The sequence below is a fragment of the Paracoccus mutanolyticus genome (assembly GCF_003285265.1).
In the GTDB taxonomy this organism is placed as follows: domain Bacteria; phylum Pseudomonadota; class Alphaproteobacteria; order Rhodobacterales; family Rhodobacteraceae; genus Paracoccus; species Paracoccus yeei.
The window spans coordinates 401,519-420,705 of sequence record NZ_CP030239.1 but is presented as its reverse complement, the minus strand read 5'-3'; the positions used below and the strand labels follow the sequence as shown (position 1 = coordinate 420,705).

The 19,187-nt window shown below is 66.7% G+C and carries 13 protein-coding genes and 6 pseudogenes; 4 read left to right on the top strand and 15 right to left on the bottom strand.

Features of this window, described 5'->3' with window-relative positions:
* Positions 1-22: 22 nt before the first annotated feature.
* Positions 23-1,505, bottom strand: a pseudogene (locus tag DPM13_RS02410) (CoA-acylating methylmalonate-semialdehyde dehydrogenase).
* A 108-nt stretch (positions 1,506-1,613) separates the two neighbouring features.
* Between DPM13_RS02410 and DPM13_RS02405 the strand changes: the two are divergent.
* The 3 genes and pseudogenes from DPM13_RS02405 (at position 1,614) to coaD (ending at position 3,642) form a co-directional block, all read left to right on the top strand.
* Positions 1,614-2,545 (top strand): annotated as a pseudogene (locus tag DPM13_RS02405) (LysR family transcriptional regulator).
* Positions 2,546-2,615: 70 nt separating this feature from the next.
* Complete coding sequence (locus tag DPM13_RS02400; RefSeq protein WP_112887388.1) at positions 2,616-3,053, top strand: CBS domain-containing protein; 438 nt, start codon at positions 2,616-2,618, stop codon at positions 3,051-3,053.
* A gap of 85 nt (positions 3,054-3,138) precedes the next feature.
* Positions 3,139-3,642, top strand: a complete 504-nt coding sequence (gene coaD / locus DPM13_RS02395; RefSeq protein ID WP_112887387.1) for a pantetheine-phosphate adenylyltransferase — start codon at positions 3,139-3,141, stop codon at positions 3,640-3,642.
* Between the two features lie 172 nt (positions 3,643-3,814).
* Here the strand turns inward: coaD and DPM13_RS02390 are convergent, their stop codons facing one another.
* From DPM13_RS02390 to pyrC, 8 genes and pseudogenes are all read right to left on the bottom strand, one after another.
* A complete protein-coding gene (locus DPM13_RS02390) occupies positions 3,815-4,315 on the bottom strand; it encodes a bactofilin family protein (protein ID WP_028717810.1) in 501 nt (166 codons plus the stop codon).
* Entirely contained in the window at positions 4,305-5,594 is a 1,290-nt protein-coding gene (locus DPM13_RS02385; RefSeq protein WP_112887386.1) for a M23 family metallopeptidase, read from the bottom strand. Before DPM13_RS02385 ends, DPM13_RS02390 begins: the two co-directional genes overlap by 11 nt.
* A gap of 348 nt (positions 5,595-5,942) precedes the next feature.
* Positions 5,943-7,339, bottom strand: a pseudogene (locus tag DPM13_RS02380) (helix-turn-helix domain-containing protein).
* A 57-nt stretch (positions 7,340-7,396) separates the two neighbouring features.
* Complete coding sequence (locus DPM13_RS02375; protein ID WP_112887385.1) at positions 7,397-8,602, bottom strand: multidrug effflux MFS transporter; 1,206 nt, start codon at positions 8,600-8,602, stop codon at positions 7,397-7,399.
* A gap of 61 nt (positions 8,603-8,663) precedes the next feature.
* Complete coding sequence (locus DPM13_RS02370; protein WP_028717806.1) at positions 8,664-9,026, bottom strand: DMT family protein; 363 nt, start codon at positions 9,024-9,026, stop codon at positions 8,664-8,666.
* A pseudogene (locus DPM13_RS02365) lies at positions 9,023-10,519 on the bottom strand (replicative DNA helicase). The gene DPM13_RS02370 and the pseudogene DPM13_RS02365 overlap by 4 nt, the downstream one beginning before the upstream one ends.
* Before the next feature lie 229 nt (positions 10,520-10,748).
* On the bottom strand, positions 10,749-11,420 hold the full coding sequence (locus DPM13_RS02360) for an orotate phosphoribosyltransferase (RefSeq protein WP_112887384.1): 672 nt from the start codon (positions 11,418-11,420) through the stop codon (positions 10,749-10,751).
* Positions 11,417-12,459 (bottom strand): annotated as a pseudogene (gene pyrC, locus DPM13_RS02355) (dihydroorotase). Before pyrC ends, DPM13_RS02360 begins: the two are co-directional and overlap by 4 nt.
* 140 nt (positions 12,460-12,599) lie before the next feature.
* On the opposite strand from pyrC, the gene DPM13_RS02350 reads away from it, so the two are divergent.
* Positions 12,600-12,902, top strand: a complete 303-nt coding sequence (locus DPM13_RS02350; protein ID WP_223252300.1) for an antibiotic ABC transporter — start codon at positions 12,600-12,602, stop codon at positions 12,900-12,902.
* Between the two features lie 104 nt (positions 12,903-13,006).
* Here DPM13_RS02350 and gap read toward each other — a convergent pair whose 3' ends face one another.
* The 6 genes and pseudogenes from gap to DPM13_RS26510 all read right to left on the bottom strand — a co-directional run.
* Positions 13,007-14,008, bottom strand: a complete 1,002-nt coding sequence (gene gap / locus DPM13_RS02345) for a type I glyceraldehyde-3-phosphate dehydrogenase (RefSeq protein WP_112887382.1) — start codon at positions 14,006-14,008, stop codon at positions 13,007-13,009.
* 157 nt (positions 14,009-14,165) lie between these two features.
* Positions 14,166-15,893: a glycosyltransferase gene (locus DPM13_RS02340; protein WP_189654819.1), complete on the bottom strand. Its 1,728-nt coding sequence runs from the start codon at positions 15,891-15,893 to the stop codon at positions 14,166-14,168.
* 224 nt (positions 15,894-16,117) lie between these two features.
* Positions 16,118-16,318, bottom strand: a complete 201-nt coding sequence (locus DPM13_RS02335; RefSeq protein ID WP_223252299.1) for a hypothetical protein — start codon at positions 16,316-16,318, stop codon at positions 16,118-16,120.
* 30 nt (positions 16,319-16,348) lie between these two features.
* Positions 16,349-17,080, bottom strand: coding sequence for an SDR family oxidoreductase (locus tag DPM13_RS02330; protein WP_223252298.1), 732 nt, complete (start codon positions 17,078-17,080; stop codon positions 16,349-16,351).
* A complete protein-coding gene (locus tag DPM13_RS24710; RefSeq protein ID WP_262983313.1) occupies positions 16,980-18,197 on the bottom strand; it encodes a molybdopterin cofactor-binding domain-containing protein in 1,218 nt (405 codons plus the stop codon). The genes DPM13_RS02330 and DPM13_RS24710 overlap by 101 nt, the downstream gene beginning before the upstream one ends.
* A 199-nt stretch (positions 18,198-18,396) precedes the next feature.
* Positions 18,397-19,134: pseudogene (locus DPM13_RS26510) on the bottom strand (xanthine dehydrogenase family protein molybdopterin-binding subunit); the annotation flags it as partial.
* Positions 19,135-19,187 lie beyond the last annotated feature (53 nt).

Here is a 19,187-nt window from a genome sequence, read left to right as displayed (position 1 = left end):
GGCAGGCCCCCCGCGTCTTCGATCAGTCCAGCGCCTTGAAGTTCAGCGCCGCCCCGTCCTTGATCCCCGAGAACCAGCGCGCGGTCACCGTCTTGGTCTTGGTATAGAAGCGGAAGGCGTCCGGCCCGTACTGGTTCAGGTCGCCGAAGGCCGACTTCTTCCAGCCGCCGAAGCTGTAATAGCTCAGCGGCACCGGGATCGGGAAATTGATGCCGACCATGCCGACGTTCACCCGGCTGGCGAAGTCGCGCGCCGTATCGCCGTCGGCGGTATAGATCGCGGTGCCGTTGCCATAGTCGTTGTCCATGACCAGCTTCAGCGCCTCGTCATAGCTTTGCGTGCGCACCTGGGTCAGCACGGGGCCAAAGATCTCTTCCTTGTAGATCTCCATCTCCGGGGTCACGCGGTCGAACAGCGACGGGCCGCAGAAGAAGCCGTTCTCATAGCCCTGGATCTTCAGGTCGCGGCCATCGACGACCAGCTCCGCGCCCTGGTCCACGCCCGAGGCGATCAGCCGGTTGATGCGCTCCTGCGAGGCCTTGGTGATGACCGGGCCAAAGTCCACGTCGTCGCCCGCGGTATAGGGGCCGACCTTCAGCTTCTCGATCTTCGGCACCAGCCGTTCGATCAGCGCGTCGGCGGTCGCCTCGCCCACCGGCACCGCGACGGAAATCGCCATGCAGCGTTCGCCTGCCGCGCCATAGCCCGCGCCGATCAGCGCGTCGGCGGCCTTGTCCAGGTCGGCGTCCGGCATGATGATCATGTGGTTCTTGGCGCCGCCGAAGCACTGCGCGCGCTTGCCGTTGGTCGCGGCGCGGCCATAGATGTACTGCGCGATGGGGGTCGAGCCCACGAAGCCCACCGCCTGGATCACCTCATGGTCCAGGATCGCGTCCACGATTTCCTTGTCGCCGTTCACGACCTGCAGGACGCCGTGGAGATGTCGGATTTGCGCCAGCTTCGCCTGCCTGTCGAGGTCGAGGGCACGCGCTCGGACGGCTTCAGGATCATCGCGATGATGGGGACCAGTGCCGGGCCCATCTTCCACAGCGGGATCATGGCCGGAAGTTCAGTCCGGTGGTCATGCCCGCAGCAGCCTGGGCAGCCGGGCTAGGTTGCTGGCGGCCATTGTCGGTGAACTCGCCCTTCAGCATCGCCGGCGCGCCCATGCAGACTTCGATCACCTCAAGGCCGCGCTGCACGTCGCCCCTGGCGTCAGGCAGGGTCTTGCCATGCTCGCGCGAGACGACCTCGGCAAGCGTGTCCATGTTGTCGTTGATGAGCTGGCCGAACTTCATCATCACCCGGGCGCGGCGCTGCGGGTTGGTCGCGGCCCAGGTCACCTGGGCGCGCGCGGCGCTTTGGATCGCGGCGTCAAGCTCGGCGGCGGTGGCCAGCGGCACCTTGGCGATCACATCGCCGGTCGCGGGGTTGTAGACATCGCTGAAGCGACCCGAAGTGCCCTTGACCTCGCGGCCGTCGATCCAGTGCGAAAGTTCTTCCATGAACGCCTCCCGTGGCATCTGATCTTGCGGCACCATAGACTTGCAGCATTGCCGGAAAAAGAGGAAGTCTGGCAAAAGCGTTTTGCATTTCTGCAAAGGGGCCGCAGTATGGACTGGGACGACCTGCGCATCTTCCTGGCTGTCGCGCGCGAGGACAGCCTGTCCGGTGCCGGGCGGCGGCTGGGTGTCGATGCCTCGACCGTGGGGCGCCGGGTGGCGCGGCTGGAACAGGCGCTTGGCGCGACGCTGTTCGTCAAGACGCCGCAGGGCTATGCGCTTGCGCCCGAGGGCGAGCGGCTGCTGCCCCATGCCGAGGCAGTCGAACTGGCGCTGTCGAGCGCGCGGGACGCGCTGTCGGGGCCGGGCGAGCTGACCGGCCAGATCCGCATCGGCGCGCCCGACGGCTGCGCGAACTATCTGCTGCCCCAGGTCTGCGCACGCTTGTGCGAGGCGCATCCGGGCCTGGAGATCCAGATCGTCGCGCTGCCCCGCGTCTTCAACCTGTCGCGGCGCGAGGCCGATATGGCCATTGCCGTGTCCCAGCCCCAGACCGGGCGGCTGATGGTGCAGCGGCTGACCGACTATCACCTGCATCTGGCCGGGCATCAGGACTATCTGCGCGCCCATCCCCCCGTGCGCACGCGCGCGGACCTGCGCGGGCACCGCATGATCGGCTATATCGCCGACATGATCTTCGACCGCGAACTGGACTACCTGACCGAGACGGGGGCGGATTGGGCGCAGCTGACCTCGAACTCGGTCTCGGTCCAGATGCAGGCGATCCGGGCGGGGGCGGGCCTGGGCATCGTGCACGACTTTGCGATCCCCTTCTGTCCCGGGGTGCGGCGCATCCTGACGGACGAGCTGTCGCTGACCCGCAGCTTCTGCTGATCCGCCATCCCGACGACCGCCGGTCGCAGCGCATGAGCCGCCTGGCCGAGGCCCTGGCGCAGGGGATCCGGGCCGAGGTCGCGCGCCTGCAGGGGCTGGTGCCGGGGCTTGAGGCCGGGCTGGACGGGCAGTCCCAACAGCGGGCTTGACGCAAGCGCGGGTTGCGGTGACGCTGGCCGTGCAGGGCAGCCTATTGCCAGCCCGAACGGAGGAACAGCAATGCTCGTGAACCAGATCCTGTCGATGAAGGCCAGCGGCGAAATCTTTACCGTCGCGCCGACCGCTACCGTGGCCGAGGCGGCCAAGCTGCTGTCGGACAAGCGCATCGGTGCGATCGTGGTTTCCGAGGATGGCAAGGTGCCGCTGGGCATCCTGTCGGAGCGCGACCTCGTGCGCGAACTGGGCAAGCGCGGCGCCGCGATCCTGGACCAGCCGATCAGCGAGCTGATGACCCGCAAGCTGATGACCTGCGCGACCGGCGACGACGCGCTGGTGATCCTGGACCGCATGACGCAGGGCCGGTTCCGCCACCTGCCGGTGGTGGACGAAAACGGGCACATGCTGGGGATCGTGTCCATCGGCGACGCCGTCTCGGCCCGCCTGAAGGAGCTTGCGGCCGAGAAGGAGGCGCTGACCGGGATGATCATGGGCAACTGACCCCGCGCTTTCGACAGCGAAGCCCTTGCACCCGCGCACGAAAGGCTGTTTCGCTGCATGGGTCCGCGACAAGGAAGGGGCAGTCATGCGCATCGGGTTGTATCCGGGAACCTTCGACCCGATCACGCTGGGTCATCTCGACATCATCCAGCGGGCGCTGGCGCTGGTCGATCGGCTGGTGATCGGCGTTGCGATCAACCGCGACAAGGGCCCGCTGTTTTCCCTGGACGAGCGGGTCGAGATGGTGCGCCGCGAATGCGCCCTGATCACCGACCGCGTCGGCGGCGAGATTCTGGTCCATCCGTTCGAGAACCTGCTGATCGACTGCGCCCGCGACGTGGGTGCCACCGTGATCGTGCGCGGGCTGCGCGCGGTCGCGGATTTTGAATATGAATTCCAGATGGTCGGCATGAACCGCGCGCTGGACGCCAGCATCGAGACGGTGTTCCTGATGGCCGATGCCCGACGGCAGGCCATCGCCTCGAAGCTGGTCAAGGAAATCGCCCGGCTGGGGGGCGACGTGACGAAGTTCGTCCCCTCGGCCGTGAACCAGGCGCTGATCGGCCGCTTCGCCGACCGCGCGGGATAAGGGGACGATCATGCAGCCGCGCCACGACAAGGAACCCCAACCCATTCCCGACCCGCTGCGGCCGCCGCTGCCCGATCCGCAGCCCGACCCCGCCCCGGGGCAGGAGCCGGCGTAACGCAAAAGGGCGGCCCGATGGACCGCCCGGCAGGACGCGCTGGCAAAGGGAAAGGGCTTAGCCCTGGGCCGAGGGCTTCGAGGCGGGCGGCGCCAGCTTGGGCGTCGCGCCATTGGCCAGCGGGTCTTCCTGGCGCTGAACCGAGCCTTCGAAATGGGCGCCGGATTCGATGGCGATGGTCTTGTGGATGATGTCGCCCTCGACCCGGGCGGTGGCGGTCAGCCGCACCTTGAGGCCACGGACGCGGCCGACCACGCGGCCATTGACCACGACCTCGTCCGCGACGATCTCGCCCCGCAGGGTGGCGCTTTCGCCCACGGTCAGCAGGCGGGCGCGGATGTCGCCCTCGACCGTGCCCTCGATCTGGATGTCGCCCTGGGTGCGGATGTTGCCGGTGACGGTCAGGTCCGCCGCCAGCACCGACGGCGCGGTGCGCGGGCGCGGCGCGGGCGCGGTCGGCGGCACGTCGAAATTGGGTTCATGGCTGCGCGGTGCTTCAGGCTCGGGCGCCGGCTGAGTCCGGGGTCCGGGTTCGGTCACGCGGGTCTTAGAAAACATTTTGGGCTGCCTTGATGAAGGTCATGGGGTTCACGGCACGGCCGTTCACGCGAACTTCATAATGAAGATGCGGGCCGGTCGACCTGCCGGTATTGCCCATAGCACCGATCAGGCTGCCCTGCGACACTTTTTGCCCGACCTTGACCTTGATTTTGGAGAGGTGCCCATAGCGGGTTTCGGTGCCAAGCTCGTGCTGGACCTTGATGAGATTGCCGTAGCCGCTTTGCCAGCCGGCAAAGATCACCTTGCCTTCGCCGGTGGCATAGACAGGCGTGCCGACCGGCGCGGCCAGGTCCACGCCTTCATGCGCGCGGCCCCAGCGCCGGCCGAAGGGCGAGGTATAGCGGAAGGCGTTCTTGACCGGCATCGCCAGCGGCATCTTTTCGACCGCGATGCGATAGCTGTTCATCTTGTCCAGCGTGATCAGGATCTCGTTGGCCTTGGCCTCGCGCTGGGTGATCTCGGCATTGCCGCTGGAGGAGTAGCTGATCGGGTTCAGCGGCCCGCCCTCGCCGGAATAGCCGCGGCGGATGGTGCTGAGCACCTCGTCGGGGTTCATGCCGACGCTGCGGAACATCTGGTCCAGCGGCTTGACCGAGACGGTCACGGCGTCCTCGACCTGGGACAGGATCTCGTCGTTGCGGGCGACGATCTGGTCGCGCTCGATGGTCAGCGCCTCGGCGGTACGGCGGGCGTCCTCGGCGGCGCGCATGGCATCGCTGCGGTCGGTCGCGGCGCGGTTCAACTCGGCCGAGACGATATCCAGCGCCGCCTGCAGCTCGGCGGTGCGCTTGGCCGGGTCCTGGCCCTCGGCGGCGGCGACCTGCGCCTTGGCGCCGTCGCGGTCCTTGATGGCGGCCTGCAGCGTCGATTGCACGGCGCCGAGGCCCGCCTGCAATTCGCGCTGGCGGGCTTCGGCGTCCAGCAGGCGGGACTGCATCTGCGACACCTGGTCCATCGCCAGGGCAAAGCGGTTCTGGGCGGCGGCAGCCTCGGCCGCGCGGCTGTCACGTTCGGCGGACAGGTCCGACAGCCGGGCCTCGAACGCCTCCTGGCTGCGGGTGGCGCCCTGGGCGCCGTGCCCGCCCACCGAATCGACCGCCAGGATCGAGCTTGCCACGATGGTCCAGCCAAAGACCAGGGCGCTGCCCATCAGGCCGGCGAACTGGGTGGTGGGGGTCAGGCGCAGGAACCGGGTGGAATCATCCGATTTCAGGAAAAGACGCTGTTCGGGCAACCAGCGCCCAAGCACCGAATTCAGGCTGTGAGTGATCCGCAATGTCCCTGGTCCATCTGTTTGCATCGCGCCTGTCCCGTCGTCGTGGGCGGCGCGCTAGGCGCTCATAAATCCGACCTGTGGTGAAAGCGCAACAACCCAGGATTTATTGCGCAGCCGATGGGCGGATTGGTGCCGACCCGTCAGACAGCTTCCGGTGGTTTGTCGCCGATGCGCGCGAGACGCATCGGAATGCAACCGCAGGATGTTTCCAGAAACTCCCTGCAAGCGCCGGCAATCGCTGACCTAATCCCGGTTCTCATCCCTTGGTATGAGACTGGGCCAAGGTACGCATCATCTTGTGCGATATTCCGCTTGCCTGCTCAAATGCCAGGCAGACAGCCCGGATTTTCAGGCGATCTCGTAGGGCAGGGGGCCGGGACGGTCGGCCGGGATGCGGATATTGCGATCCATCGGTGGAACCGAACGCTGATGGCAGTCAGGGCGCGGGCAGATGCGGCAGGACACGCCGATCGGTTCGAACAGGGCGGGGTTCGCCAGGTCCAGCCCGTCGGAATAGACCAGGTCGCGGGCGTGGCTGATCTCGCATCCCAGGCCGATGGCAAACCGGCGGACAGGCGCGCCAAAGGCGCCGGCGTGCTTGGAGACATCGCGCGCCATCAGCAGATAGCGCTTGCCGTCCGGCGTCTGCGCCAGCTGCCGCAGGAACCGGCCCGGCGTCTCGAACGCCTGGTAGACGTTCCACAGGGGGCAGGTGCCGCCGATGCGCGAGAAGTGGAAATCCGTGGCCGACTGCCGCTTGGAGATATTGCCCGCCCGGTCCACGCGGATGAAAAAGAACGGCACGCCCCGCGCCTCGGGGCGTTGCAGGGTCGACAGCCGATGCGCGACCTGCTCCAGCGAGGCGTGGAACAGGTGGGCCAGACGTTCCAGGTCGTGGCGCTCGGCCCGCGCGGCCTCGAGGAAGCGGCCATAGGGCATCATCGCGGCGCCGGCGAAATAGTTCGCCAGGCCCAGCCGCGCGATGTCGCGGGCGGTCGGGCTGCGGAACCGCGCCAGTTCCAGCGTCGCTTCGAGCAGGTCGGCCCGGGTTTCCAGCGCATAAAGGTGCAAAAGCTGGAAGGCGCGGGTCGCTGCCTCGGCCGCGGCGTTCAGGGTGATCTGCGGGCCGTCGCGCAGATAGACAGGGCCGCTGCCCAGTTCGGCCGTCGTGACCGTCAGGCCGCGCGCGGTCAGCCCCGCGATGGCGTGCTCCAGCGGCGTGGCGCCGGGTGCGGCCTGGCGGGCGAAATGTTCGGCGGCGCGGTCCACCGCGTCGATGTAGTTGTCACAGTAATGGAAGAAGTCGCGCACCTCCTCCCAGGGCGAGGGGGTGGCGTTCTGCCCGCCCGCCCCCAGCGCCTCGTCCAGCGCGGCCAGCCGTTCCTGCCCATCGCGATGGGCGCGATAAAGGTCCAGGAAGGCCCGCGCCAGCGCCGGGGCATTGGTCGCGGCCAGCCGCAGGTCGGCGCGGGGCGGCGGGGCGTCGAACAGCGGGTCGCAAAGGCCTCGGCCATGTCCACCACCATCCGCTCGGCGTCGCCGACCGCCATGGCGCCCAGATCGACCGAGAATTCCGAGGCCAGCCGCAGCAGCACCCCGGCCGAGACCGGGCGATGGTTGTTCTCCATCTGCGACAGATAGGGCAGCGAGACCCCCAGCCGGTCGGCAAAGGCGCGCTGCGTCAGCCCCGCGCGGGACCGCGTTTCCCGCAGCGCGACGCCGGCATAGATCTTGTGACTGGCCATGAGCGCCCTCCCTTTGCAAAGGACCGATATCCTTTGCAAAGCGCAGCGCGCAAGCCCTCAGCGGCCCAGAAGCTGCCGTTCGCGGTGGATGACCCACAGCGCCGACAGGATCGAGCCCGCGCCCACCGCCACCATGATGACAAGAAGCGGCGCCGCGCCGGACCCTTCGTTCAGGAAGGCGGCGGCGAGGGCGGCCAGCGCCGCACCGCCCGCGACCGCCATCGCGCCGCCCAGCCCGCTGGCGGTGCCGGCCAGTTCGGGGCGCACGCTCATCATACCGGCGTTGGCGTTGGGCAGCAGCATGCCGTTCCCCAGTCCCATGAACGCGACCGAGCCGAAGAAGATCAGCGCGCTGTCGCGGCCGGTCAGATCCGCCATCAGCGCCAGCGCCAGGGGCAGGGTGCAGATGACCGAGCCCGCCAGCATCATCCGGCTCAGCCCCAGCCGCGTGGACCAGCGGGCCGAGATGAAGTTCCCCAGCGCATAGCCCAGCGAGGGCGCGGCGAACCAGTATCCGACCTCGGCCGGAGACAGGTGCAGCACATGGCGGCCGACAAAGGGCGCGCCGCCCAGATAGGCGTAGAACGCCCCCGCGCTGAGCGTCGCGGCCAGCGCAAAGCCCCAGAACCGCTGCGACCGCGCCAGCAGCGGATAGGTCGCGACCTGTTCGCGCAGCGGGATGCCGCCGCCGCGCGCGGTCTCGGCCAGGTTCAGCCAGCACAGCGCCAGGACGGCGGTGCCCAGGATCAGCATGGCGGCAAAGCTGGCGCGCCAGCCGAAGCCTTCGTCCAGGACGCCCCCGATGGTGGGCGCGATCATCGGGACCAGCGACATGCCCATGGTGACATAGCCGATCATCGCCGCCGCGCTTTCGGCCGGCACAAGGTCGCGGATGACCGCGCGGCTCAGCACGAAGCCCGTGGTGATGACGGCCTGCATCAGGCGAAAGAACAGGAACCAGCCGGCGCTGGGGGCCAGCAGCGTGCCGACCGTCGCCAGAACGAAGATGGCGAACGAGGTCAGGATCACCGGCCGGCGGCCGAAGCGGTCGCTGATCGGCCCGCAAAGCAGCTGGATCACCGCGCTGACCGCCAGAAAACCCGACACCGACAGCTGCATCACCGCGTAATCGACGCCGAAATGCTCAGCCATGCCGGGCAGCGAAGGCAGGAAGACGTTCATCGCCAACGCCCCCGTGCCGGTGATCGAGACCAGCGTGACAAGGCTAGGGCGGCGGGCAGGCTGGGGGACGGGCGCGGTCATGCCATTTCATGGCCCGCGCCCTGCGGAAAGGCAACGGGCCTTTGTATGGCAGTCTTTCGCATCAATGCGCGGAATGGCCGAAGTTGTGAAAGATCAGGAAGGCGCCGAAGCAGATGAAGGCGAAACCCGCGGCCACGTTCCAGGTCAGCCTTTCGCCCAGATAGATCCAGGAGAACAGGACAAAGACCGTCAGGCTGATGACCTCCTGGATGGTCTTCAGCTGGGCGGCGCTGAAGTGGCCATAGCCGATCCGGTTCGCGGGCACCTGCAGCAGGTATTCGAAGAAGGCGATGCCCCAGCTGACCAGGATGACGGTCAGGATCGGCACCGCCTTGAACTTGAGATGCCCATACCACGCGATGGTCATGAACAGGTTCGAGGCGATGAGCAGTCCGACGGTCAGGACCGGGACCGGCAGGTTCATTCGCCGCGATCCCAGCTGCGGTGCTTTTCAAGATTGCCGAAGCGGGTGAAGCGCCCCTCGAAGGACAGTTCCACCGTGCCGATGGGGCCGTGGCGCTGCTTGCCCAGGATGACCTCGGCCTTGCCGTGGCAGGATTCCATGATCTGCTGCCAGGCGGCCATCTTGTCCAACTCGTGGTCGGCGGGTTTTTCGCGCTCGCGGTAATATTCCTCGCGGAAGACGAACATCACGATGTCGGCGTCCTGCTCGATACTGCCGGATTCGCGCAGGTCCGACAGTTGCGGGCGCTTGTCCTCGCGGCTTTCGACCTGGCGCGACAGCTGCGACAGCGCGATGACGGGAATGTCCAGTTCCTTGGCGACGGCCTTCAGCCCCTGGGTGATCTCGCTGACCTCGTTCACGCGGCTGTCCTTGGCCGATGCGGCCTTCAGCAGCTGCAGATAGTCCACGATCAGCAGGTCCAGACCCATGGTGCGCTTCAGCTTGCGGGCGCGGGCGGCCAGCTGGTTGATCGGCAGCGCCGGCGTGTCGTCGATGTAAAGCGGGCAGTTCGACAGGTCATGGGCGGCGTTCACGAAGCGGCGGAACTCCTCCTCGGTCATGTCGCCGCGGCGGATCGCTTCGCTGGGGACCTCGGCGGCTTCCGACAGGATCCGGGCGGCCAGCTGCTCGGCCGACATCTCCAGGCTGAAAAAGCCGACGACCCCGCCCGACACCGTGCCGACCGAACCGTCGGGCAGCGGGCCGGTCTTGTGCACCTTGGCGACATTGAAGGCGATGTTGGTCGCAAGCGAGGTCTTGCCCATCGAGGGCCGCCCCGCCAGGATGATTAGGTCCGAACGGTTCAGGCCGCCCATCTTGGCATCGAGGTCGATCAGCCCGGTCGAGATGCCCGACAGCCCGCCGCCCCGGCTGAAGGCCGCATGTCCGGTTCAGGGCGACCGTGACTGCCACAGAAAGCTCTGGAAGCCGCGCTCGGCCACGCCCTGTTCGGCCAGCTTGTACAGCGTCTGCTCGGCCTCCTTGATCTGCTCCTCGGCGGAATCGCTGACCGAGACCGTGGTGGCCCGGGCCGCAATGTCCTGACCCAGCGCGATCAGGTCGCGGCGCAGGGCGAATTCGCGGATCATCTGGGCATAGTCGCGTGCGGCATGGGACGAAATCGCCGCCCCCGCCAGCCGCGCCAGATAGGCGGGGCCGCCGAGTTCCTTGAGCCCCGCGTCGTTTTCCATGAAGGCCTTGATCGTCACCGGGCTTGCCAGCGCGTTCTTGGCGATGCGCTCCACGCAGATCTCATAGATGCGGCGGTGGACCGGATCGTAGAAATGCCGCGGCTGGATGATGCGCGAAACGTGGTCGTAGACCTCGTTGTTCGTCAGCAGCGCGCCCAGCAACTGCTGCTCGGCCTCGATCGAGAAGGGCACGGCCTGGGCGGCCGCCGCCTCGGCGATCTCGCTGGGTTTTCGGATTTCGATGGCGCGCAGCTCGCTCATCCTCGAGGACTCCCGGATGTTCGACGTAGTTGCCCCTTATCCACCTTCGCCGTCCTCGCGTCCATCGGGATATCCTGTGGATAAGCTGTGGATGGATGGCAGGCCCTGCGCTGGTGGCCGGGGCCACATGGGTATTTTTAGCAACAAGGAAGATTTGGCGCTGCCCTTGGTCTTCCTTGTTGTCCCAAATACCCATGCGACCGTGCGGCGGGACGATGCCCGCGCCGTTTCAGGGATGCGCCACCTGCCAGGCGCGCGGGTCGGTCAGGAAGTTTTCCACCTCGGAGAGGGTCGCGGCGTCGTAGAAGCCTTGCGCCTTGGCCTCGGCCAGCACGTCCCACCAGGTGCAGAGGTGATGCAGTTGCACGCCGTGGTCGGCCAGGCGCTGCGTCGTTTCGGGGAAGATGCCGTAGTAGAAGATGACCGCCGTATGGCCGCAGGTGGCGCCGGTCTCGCGGATCGCGTCGACGAAGCTCAGCTTGCTGCCGCCGTCGGTGGTCAGGTCCTCGACCAGCAGCACGCGCTGGCCCTCGGTCATCGCACCCTCGATGCGAGCATTGCGGCCGTAGCCCTTGGGCTTCTTGCGCACATAGGTCATCGGCAGTTCCAGCCGCTCTGCCACGAAGGCGGCAAAGGGGATGCCGGCCGTTTCGCCGCCGGCGATATTGTCGAAGGCATCGAAGCCCGCGTCGCGCAGCACGGTCGCCGCCAGGAAGTCCATCAGCGTCGCGCGGATGCGCGGATAGGAGATCAGCTTGCGGCAGTCGATATAGGTCGGCCCCTTGAGGCCCGAGGCATAGGTATAGGGCTCGGCCGCGTTGAAGTGCACCGCCCTGATTTCCAGCAGCATGCGGGCGGTCAGGCGGGCGATTTCCTCGCGCGGGGGAAAGGGCAGGGTCATGCGGGGTCCTCGACATGCCAGTAAAGCGGGAAGCCGGGGTCGAAGACGGTGACGGTCTCATCCCCGGCGGCAATATGGGTGGGGTATTCGGCCGGGTCGTCGCGCCTGACCAGGCGGATCCGGTCCTCGTTCGGCGGCAGGCGATAGAAGGCGGGGCCGTGCAGCGAGGCTAATCCCTCGAGCCGATCCAGCGCGCCCTCGTCCTCGAAGACCTGGGCGAGATCGACAGGGTGTTCGGCGCGGTGAAGCAGCCGGCGCAGCCGCAGGCCGACTCCTTGGCGCGGTCCGGGTGCGGGGCCGAGTCGGTGCCCAGGAAGTATCGCGGATCGCCCGAGGTCGCGGCGCGGCGTAGCGCCAGGCGGTGGCTTTCGCGCTTGGCGACCGGCAGGCAATAATAATGCGGGCGGATGCCGCCGACCAGGATATGGTTGCGGTTGATGACCAGGTGATGGGTGGTGATCGTCGCCCCCATGTCCTGCTGGCTTGCGACGTAATCCACGCCCTCCGCCGTGGTGATATGCTCCATCACCACGCGCAGGCCGGGGGTCGCGCGGCGCACCGGGTCCAGTACGCGGTCGATGAACACCGCCTCGCGGTCGAAGATGTCGACGGCGGGGTCCGTCACCTCGCCATGGGTGCAAAGCGGAATCCCCGCCTCGGCCATCGCCTCCAGCACCGGGCGCACCTTGTCGAAATCCCGCACGCCCGAGGCCGAATTCGTGGTGGCCCCGGCCGGGTAGAGCTTGACCGCCGCGATGAGTCCCGCGGCATGGGCAGCGACGACATCGGCGGGATCGGTCGTCTCGGTCAGGTACAGGGTCATCAGCGGACGCAACGTCACATTTTCGGGCAGAACCGCCAGAATCCGGTCCCGATAGGCGGCAGCCTGCGCACCCGTCACCACCGGGGGCACAAGGTTCGGCATGATGATGGCGCGGCCGAAATGACCGGAATATGCTGCAACTGCAGCAAGCATGTCGCCATCCCGCAGGTGCAGGTGCCAGTCGTCGGGGCGTCGAAGCGATACGGAGTGTGTCATGGGTTTCCTCTATACCGGCGGGCAGCCGCTGGAAATACCCCGCTCGCGCTGGAGAAAACGACAGCTTGGCAAACCGTTCGGGGGGTATATGCGTTGATCGCCAAGGTGTCTTGCCGCCGGAGAACAGGATGGGTCTGGGAATGTTGAACCTTGTTGCGATGCAGGCGCCGCTGCTGCTGTGGCAGCAGATGGCGCATATGGCCCTGGAGGCGCAGATGGTGATCGCCCTGCGCACGGCCGGGATGATGGGCATCCTGCGCCAGGATGCGCGCGAACCAAGCCGTATGGTCATCGAAAAGGCCGATGCGGCGTCCGAGGCAATGCATGCCGCGCTGCGCGCCGCCGGCCGGGGACAACGCGCGGACGAGGTGATGGCCGCGGCCCTGCGCCCCTATCGCCGTCGCACCAAGAACAACGTCCGTCGCCTGTCCCGCAAGAAATAGCCCGCCGGCGCGGGTTCGCGTTGCCGTGGGCGTTCATGACCCTCGGAACAGGAAAACGCGCCCGTCCGGGGCGCGTTCTGCATTGTTCGTGCGGGGATCGCCGATCAGATCAGCTTGCCCATGGCCACCGCGGTATCCGACATGCGGTTCGAGAAGCCCCATTCGTTGTCGTACCACGACAGGATGCGGCACAGCCGGCCCTCCATCACCTTGGTCTGGTCCATGTGGAAGACCGAGGAATGGGGGTCGTGGTTGAAGTCGGTCGAGACCAGCTTTTCGTCGGTATAGCCGAGAATGCCTTTCAGCGGGCCGTTCGCGGCGGTGCGGATCGCCTCGTTGATTTCCTCGACCGAGGTGTCGCGGCCGGCTTCGAACACCAGGTCCACGACCGAGACGTTCGGCGTCGGCACCCGGATCGACACGCCGTCCAGCTTGCCCTTGAGCTCGGGCAGCACCAGGCCCACGGCCTTGGCGGCGCCGGTCGAGGTCGGGATCATCGACAGCGCGGCGGCCCGGGCGCGATACAGGTCCTTGTGCATCGTGTCGAGCGTCGGCTGGTCGCCAGTGTAGCTGTGGATCGTGGTCATGAAGCCGCGGGCGATGCCGATCGTGTCGTTCAGCACCTTGGCCACCGGCGACAGGCAGTTCGTCGTGCAGCTGGCGTTCGACACGACCAGGTCGTCCTTGGTCAGCGTGTCATCGTTCACGCCGAACACGATGGTCTTGTCGGCGTTGTCGCCCGGGGCCGAGATCAGCACCCGCTTGGCGCCGGTCGACAGGTGCGGCTGGACCTTTTCCTTGGACGTGAACAGGCCGGTGCATTCCATGATGACATCGACATCGCCCCAGGGCAGTTCGGCGGGGTTGCGGATCGCCGTGACCTTGATCGGGCCGCGGCCCACGTCGATCTGGTCGCCCGAAACGGTTACCGTCGCCGGGAAACGGCCGTGCACGGAGTCGTAGCGCAGCAGGTGGGCGTTGGTTTCCACCGGGCCCAGGTCGTTGATCGCCACGACCTCGATATCATTGCGCTCCGATTCGATGATCGCGCGCAGCACGTTCCGACCGATCCGGCCAAAGCCGTTGATCGCCACCTTGACAGCCATGGGGTTCCTCCGCCGCTGATGATGTTGCGCGCTGCTGATAGCGCGGCTTGATGGGGGAATGCAAACGGCTGAGGCGCCTTATCCGCCGAAAGTGTCTGCGATTTCCATGTTAGCGCCACGACTCGCGCGAAGGATGGCGCACGGGGGCGTGCGGAGGCTATTCGGCGGCGTCGGCGTGACCCGGATGCTGGTCGACCGAACGTTCAACGTGATTGGCGATAGCAGGCTTGCCCAGGTCGCGCAGGACGGCCGCTAGCTGCCGCTTGAGTCCGGGGCCGGGCCGGCGCGCCACCTGGGCGGCCACGCCCTCGAGATAGCGGCGGAAGTGGCGACCTTGGCGATAAAGCGCATAGAACCGCGCCTCGGTCATCCTATCCTCGGCGCAGTCCCGGGCAAAGCGGCCCAGAACCCCGATCTGGCTTAGGAACTGGGCGCTGAAATGCGACGAATGGCGCGCTCGCAGCAGCGTGACACAGGGACCCGCGAGGCGCTCGGCATGGCGGTGATCCTCGGGGACGGCAGGGTCGTAGACGATCCAGGCGCGCCGGGCCTTTGCCAATTCGCGGGCGGCATCGGCAAAGGGGCCGTGCCAGTCGGCTGCGGTTCCGCTGGGATAGCGCCGGTCCCAGTCGGCAATCCCGGGTGCCAGTGTCGATTGCGGTGAAAAGGCGATCACCGTGCTGCCCGGCACGACCGAAGAAAAGGCGCAGGCTGCATAGGCCCCCATCGAGACGCCGGAAAAGATGACCCTGTCGTAGCGGCTGAAAAATCCCCGTTGAGCGAGGTGCTGCAGTTCCTCGAACAGGCGGGGGATGCGGAACCAGTTCGGGCGATAGCAAAGGACGCCCAAGCTGGACCAGTTCGAGGCGGCGGCAAAGCCATATCCCCAGGGGTCGCGCAGCCGCGTGGGTGCCCGCACGCTGGAAAGGTTGTCGAAGCTGACATAGAGTACCTTGCCGCCCCGGTGGGTATGCTGCAGCCCGAACAGGTCGTCCGAAATAAAGAAGCCCTTGCGCGCGCGCGTGTTTGCCAGGTCGGTCAGCCAGCGCGGCGCGGGTTCTTCCGGGGACGGCGTCGCCGGCAGACCAGCCAGTGCCATGGCCTTGTCGGACAGGAAGGGAAAGTTCACGGCCAGCGCCTGCTGAATTTGCGGGCCGGTCATATGAACCATGCCGCGGCGCTGGATCAGGGCAGGGGACAGGCGGGTGTCGTTCGTCCCGGTATGCGTGACCAGCGCCAGCCGGCCGGGAACGGTGATCGAGGGAAAGCGTTGCGCCATGCTGAAATGGCCGAACTCGTAGATGCTTTTCGAGGGGTGGCGGATCGCGGCCCCCGCGCTCATGAACGCGACGGGCCAGTGGTAGGTGCCCGCGTTCTGCCCGCCGACCGAGCAATACATCACGCCGCGCAGGCTGACGGCAAAGATCGGATGGGCAGGCATGGCCGGGGCGGCATGGCGGCGCAGCAGGGCGACGAAGTCGGCGCAGACGCAATCGTCGTCGTCCAGCCGGAACTGCAGCGTGTCGGAGTATTTGACACGGAATTCGCGGACCGCCTTTTGCGCCCAGCCTCGACAATCTATCGGGAGCTGAAGCGCAATACGTATCTGGACGCCAAAGCTGCGCCAGTTCGTCGCGGTATTGCGTGACGGCATCAATTCCGAGGCGAGGACGAGGAATTGAAAATCCGGATCGGTCTGCGCGCGGATCGAGGCAAGCGTCAGTTCCTGAAAGGTCTTTAGCCGGGTTTCCATCCGCTCGGGCGTGAACAGCCTTGCCGCTTGTTCGATCGCGACGGCCTGCACCTCGGCTTCAGATTTGCCTTCATATGCCTTCCAGTCGCCCCGCCCGACCAAGGAAAAGCGACAAATTCCAATAATATTCACGATAAGCCTCAACAGTGCAAATTAATTGCGAATATCATCGGTAAAAAGGCTGATCAACGCAAAGGAGAATTGCGGGAAATTTTTTCTAATGACCATTTTACGCGATGGTTGGCCTTCCGTGTTTTAAATCCCCAAGTATAATGTCTTGCCTTTTAACTATTAGGCTATTTTGTATGGGACGGTTGGCGCCTGAGCAATAAACCAACCGTCCGCAAGGTCCCGACTCAGTAATTCCCCGGCGGATCGCTGGCGGGAAAGGACTCGTCGCTTTCCTCATCCACCTTGTCCCAGTCGGGTGGGGGTTCGCGCATCAGCTTACGACCTGCGGGGCGAATTTCGGGCGTGCCCATCTCGGACCTTCGGCCGGCGTTATCGCAGGCCGCCTTCAGCAGGAACCCCGCCGCAATCCCAAGGCAGAAATACACATGTCGGTTCTTCATCATGGCCTCCCTGGTTCAGATCATCGGCTGACCGCCGGTGACGGCAATCGTCGCGCCCGAGACATAGCTCGACATCGGCTCGGCCAGCATCACATAGGCCGAGGCAAGCTCGACGGGCTGGGCCGGGCGTTTCATCGGATAGGTCTTGCCGAATTCGGCCACCTCCTCGGCCGGCATGCTGGCGGGGATCAGCGGTGTCCAGACCGGGCCCGGCGCCACCGCATTGGCGCGGATGCCGTCGCTCGGCCAGCAACTGCGCCAGACCGGTGGTAAGTTCTGGATCGCGCCCTTGGTCGTGGCATAGGCCAGAAGCTGCGGATTCGGCTTGTCCGCATTGATCGAGGCCGTGTTGATGATGGCCGAGCCCGGCTTCATGTGCGGGACCGCCGCCTTGGTGATGTAGAACATCGCGTCGATGTTGACGGCGAAGGTGTGGCGCCATTCCTCGTCCGGGATGTCCTCGATCCGCTCGAACACGCGCTGCTGGGCGGCGTTGTTGACCAGGATGTCGATGCGACCGAATTCGGCCACGGTCTTGTCGACCAGCGCCCGGCAATGGGCGGGGTCCGCGAGGTCGCCGGGCAGCAGCAGGCAGCGCCGGCCTGCCTGGCGCACCAGTTCTGCCGTGTCGCGCGCATCGTCGGTCTCATCCAGGAAGGACAGCGCGACATCCGCACCCTCGCGCGCATAGGCGATGGCGACGGCGCGGCCGATCCCGCTGTCCGCGCCGGTGATCAGGGCCGCCATGCCCTCCAGCCTGCCGGCGCCGCGCCAGCTTTCCTCGCCGTGGTCGGGCCGGGGGTCCATCTTCTGAAAGCTGCCGGGCAGGCTTTGTTCCTGTTTTGGGAATGGAGGCTTCGGATAGTCTTTCATCGGTTCTGCCTTCCTGTCTTTGGGTCATGGGCCAACGATCCGGCCGCGGCATCGTTCCCGCGGCCGGGGACGGCCTGTCATTCCGGTTCCGCATGGGGTCCGGCAGGTCGGCAAGCAGCTTGTCCAGCGTCAGGGAAAGCTGCGCAGCCAAGGATGCCTCAGGCGTTGTAGAGGCGATGGCGATGGCGCCGGCCGCGCCGCAGATGCCCAGTTCGCCCACGCCCTTGGCTTGAAGCGGGCTTGCTGGCGCATCGCGTTCCTCAAGCAGGATGACCTGGACATCGGGCACGTCGGCATGCACCGGCACATGGTATTCGGCCAGGTCGTGGTTCACCAGATGGCCGTTGCGCAGGTCAAAGACCAACTCCTCGGTCAGCGCATTGCCGATGCCCCAGACCATGCCGCCCAGGCATTGCGAGCCTGCGGTCTTGGCGTTCAGCACGCGCCCGAATCCGAAGGCGCCCAGCATGCGGCGCATCCTGATCTCTCCGGTCCAGGCATTGACGCCGACCTCGGCGAAAAAGGCGCCATAGCTGCCCTGGGCATAGTCCTGCGAGGTCTTGCCAGGCTTGATGCGGCCTATTTCCTCGATGGCGCTGCCGGTCAGCAGGTCGGTGACGGACGCGGTCTTGCCATCGCCGCTGGCGATGCCGTCCCTGATCTCCAGCGCGTCGGGCTTGACGCCAAGCTGATAGGCCAGCCGTTCGCGGATCGTCTCGCAGGCGCGAAACACCGCCGATCCGGTCGAGGTCGCGCCGAAGCTTCCCCCCGAGCCCGCGCCGGTGGGCAGCTCGCTGTCGCCCAGGGTCACGGTCACGCGGTCGATGGGGACGCCCAGCATTTCGCCCGCGATCTGGCCGAGGATCGCATAGCTGCCGGTGCCGATGTCGGTCTGGTCGCTTTCCACCCGCAGGCTGCCGTCGGGCTCCAGTCTCACGCGGGCGGCGGCGGGGCGCAGCATGTTCACCCGCGCGGCCGAGGCGACGCCCATGCCGTCCACCAGTCGCCGTCCCGGTCATGCAGGGCCGGGGCTTGCGCCGGTCCCAGCCAAAGGCGCGCGCGCCCTGGTCCAGCGCCTCGGTCAGCATGCGCGACGAATAGGGGGTCGAGGTTCCGGGCTGCGTCGCCGGCAGGTTGCGCTTGCGCAGCAGGATGGGGTCAAGGCCGATCTTTTCGGCCAGTTCGTCCATCGCCGCCTCAAGCGCCTGCATCCCCACCGCCTCGCCCGGCGCACGGACGGAACCGGCAGTCATGCGGCAGATGCGGGCGATGTTGACGCCGATCTTGCGGTTCTCGCCGCCATACAGGAACTCGGTCGCCTGCGTCACCGGCTCGGCGAACTGTTCCTCGGGCAGGTTCGACACCCAGGCCTCGTGCCCCAGCCCGATCAGCCGGCCGCCTGCATCGGCGGCCAGTCGCACGCGCTGGCGGGTTTCGGACCGGCGCATGATGGTCTGGAACACCTGCTGGCGGCTCAGCACTACGCGGACAGGGCGGCCCAGCTCGCGCGCGGCGATGGCGGCCGCGATGGCGTCATGGCTGATCCCCAGCTTGGAGCCGAATCCGCCGCCCACATAGGCCGAGCGGATGCGAACCTTGCCCGGCGCGATGCGCAGGCTGTCGGCCAGTTCCTTCACGTTGTGGCCGACCATCTGGTAGCTGCCCCAGATCGTCAGGCGGTCGCCGTCCCATTGCGCGATCGAGACATGCGGCTCCATCGCGGCGCTGGCATGGCCTTCGGTTTCATAGGTCAGATCGACGCTGTGGGCGGCGTCGCGCATGGCGGCGTCCAGGTCACCCAGGACGATGGGCTTTTGCGCCGGCTCGGACTCCGCCTCTCGCGGGTCCAGGGGCGTGTCGGCGCTTTCCTCGTATTCGACGCGCAGCAGCTTTGCGGCGTGGGTGGCCTGCTCGAAGGTCTCGGCCACGACCAGCGCCACCGGCTGGCCGGTATAGTCGATCTGCCGCACTCCGCGCCGGG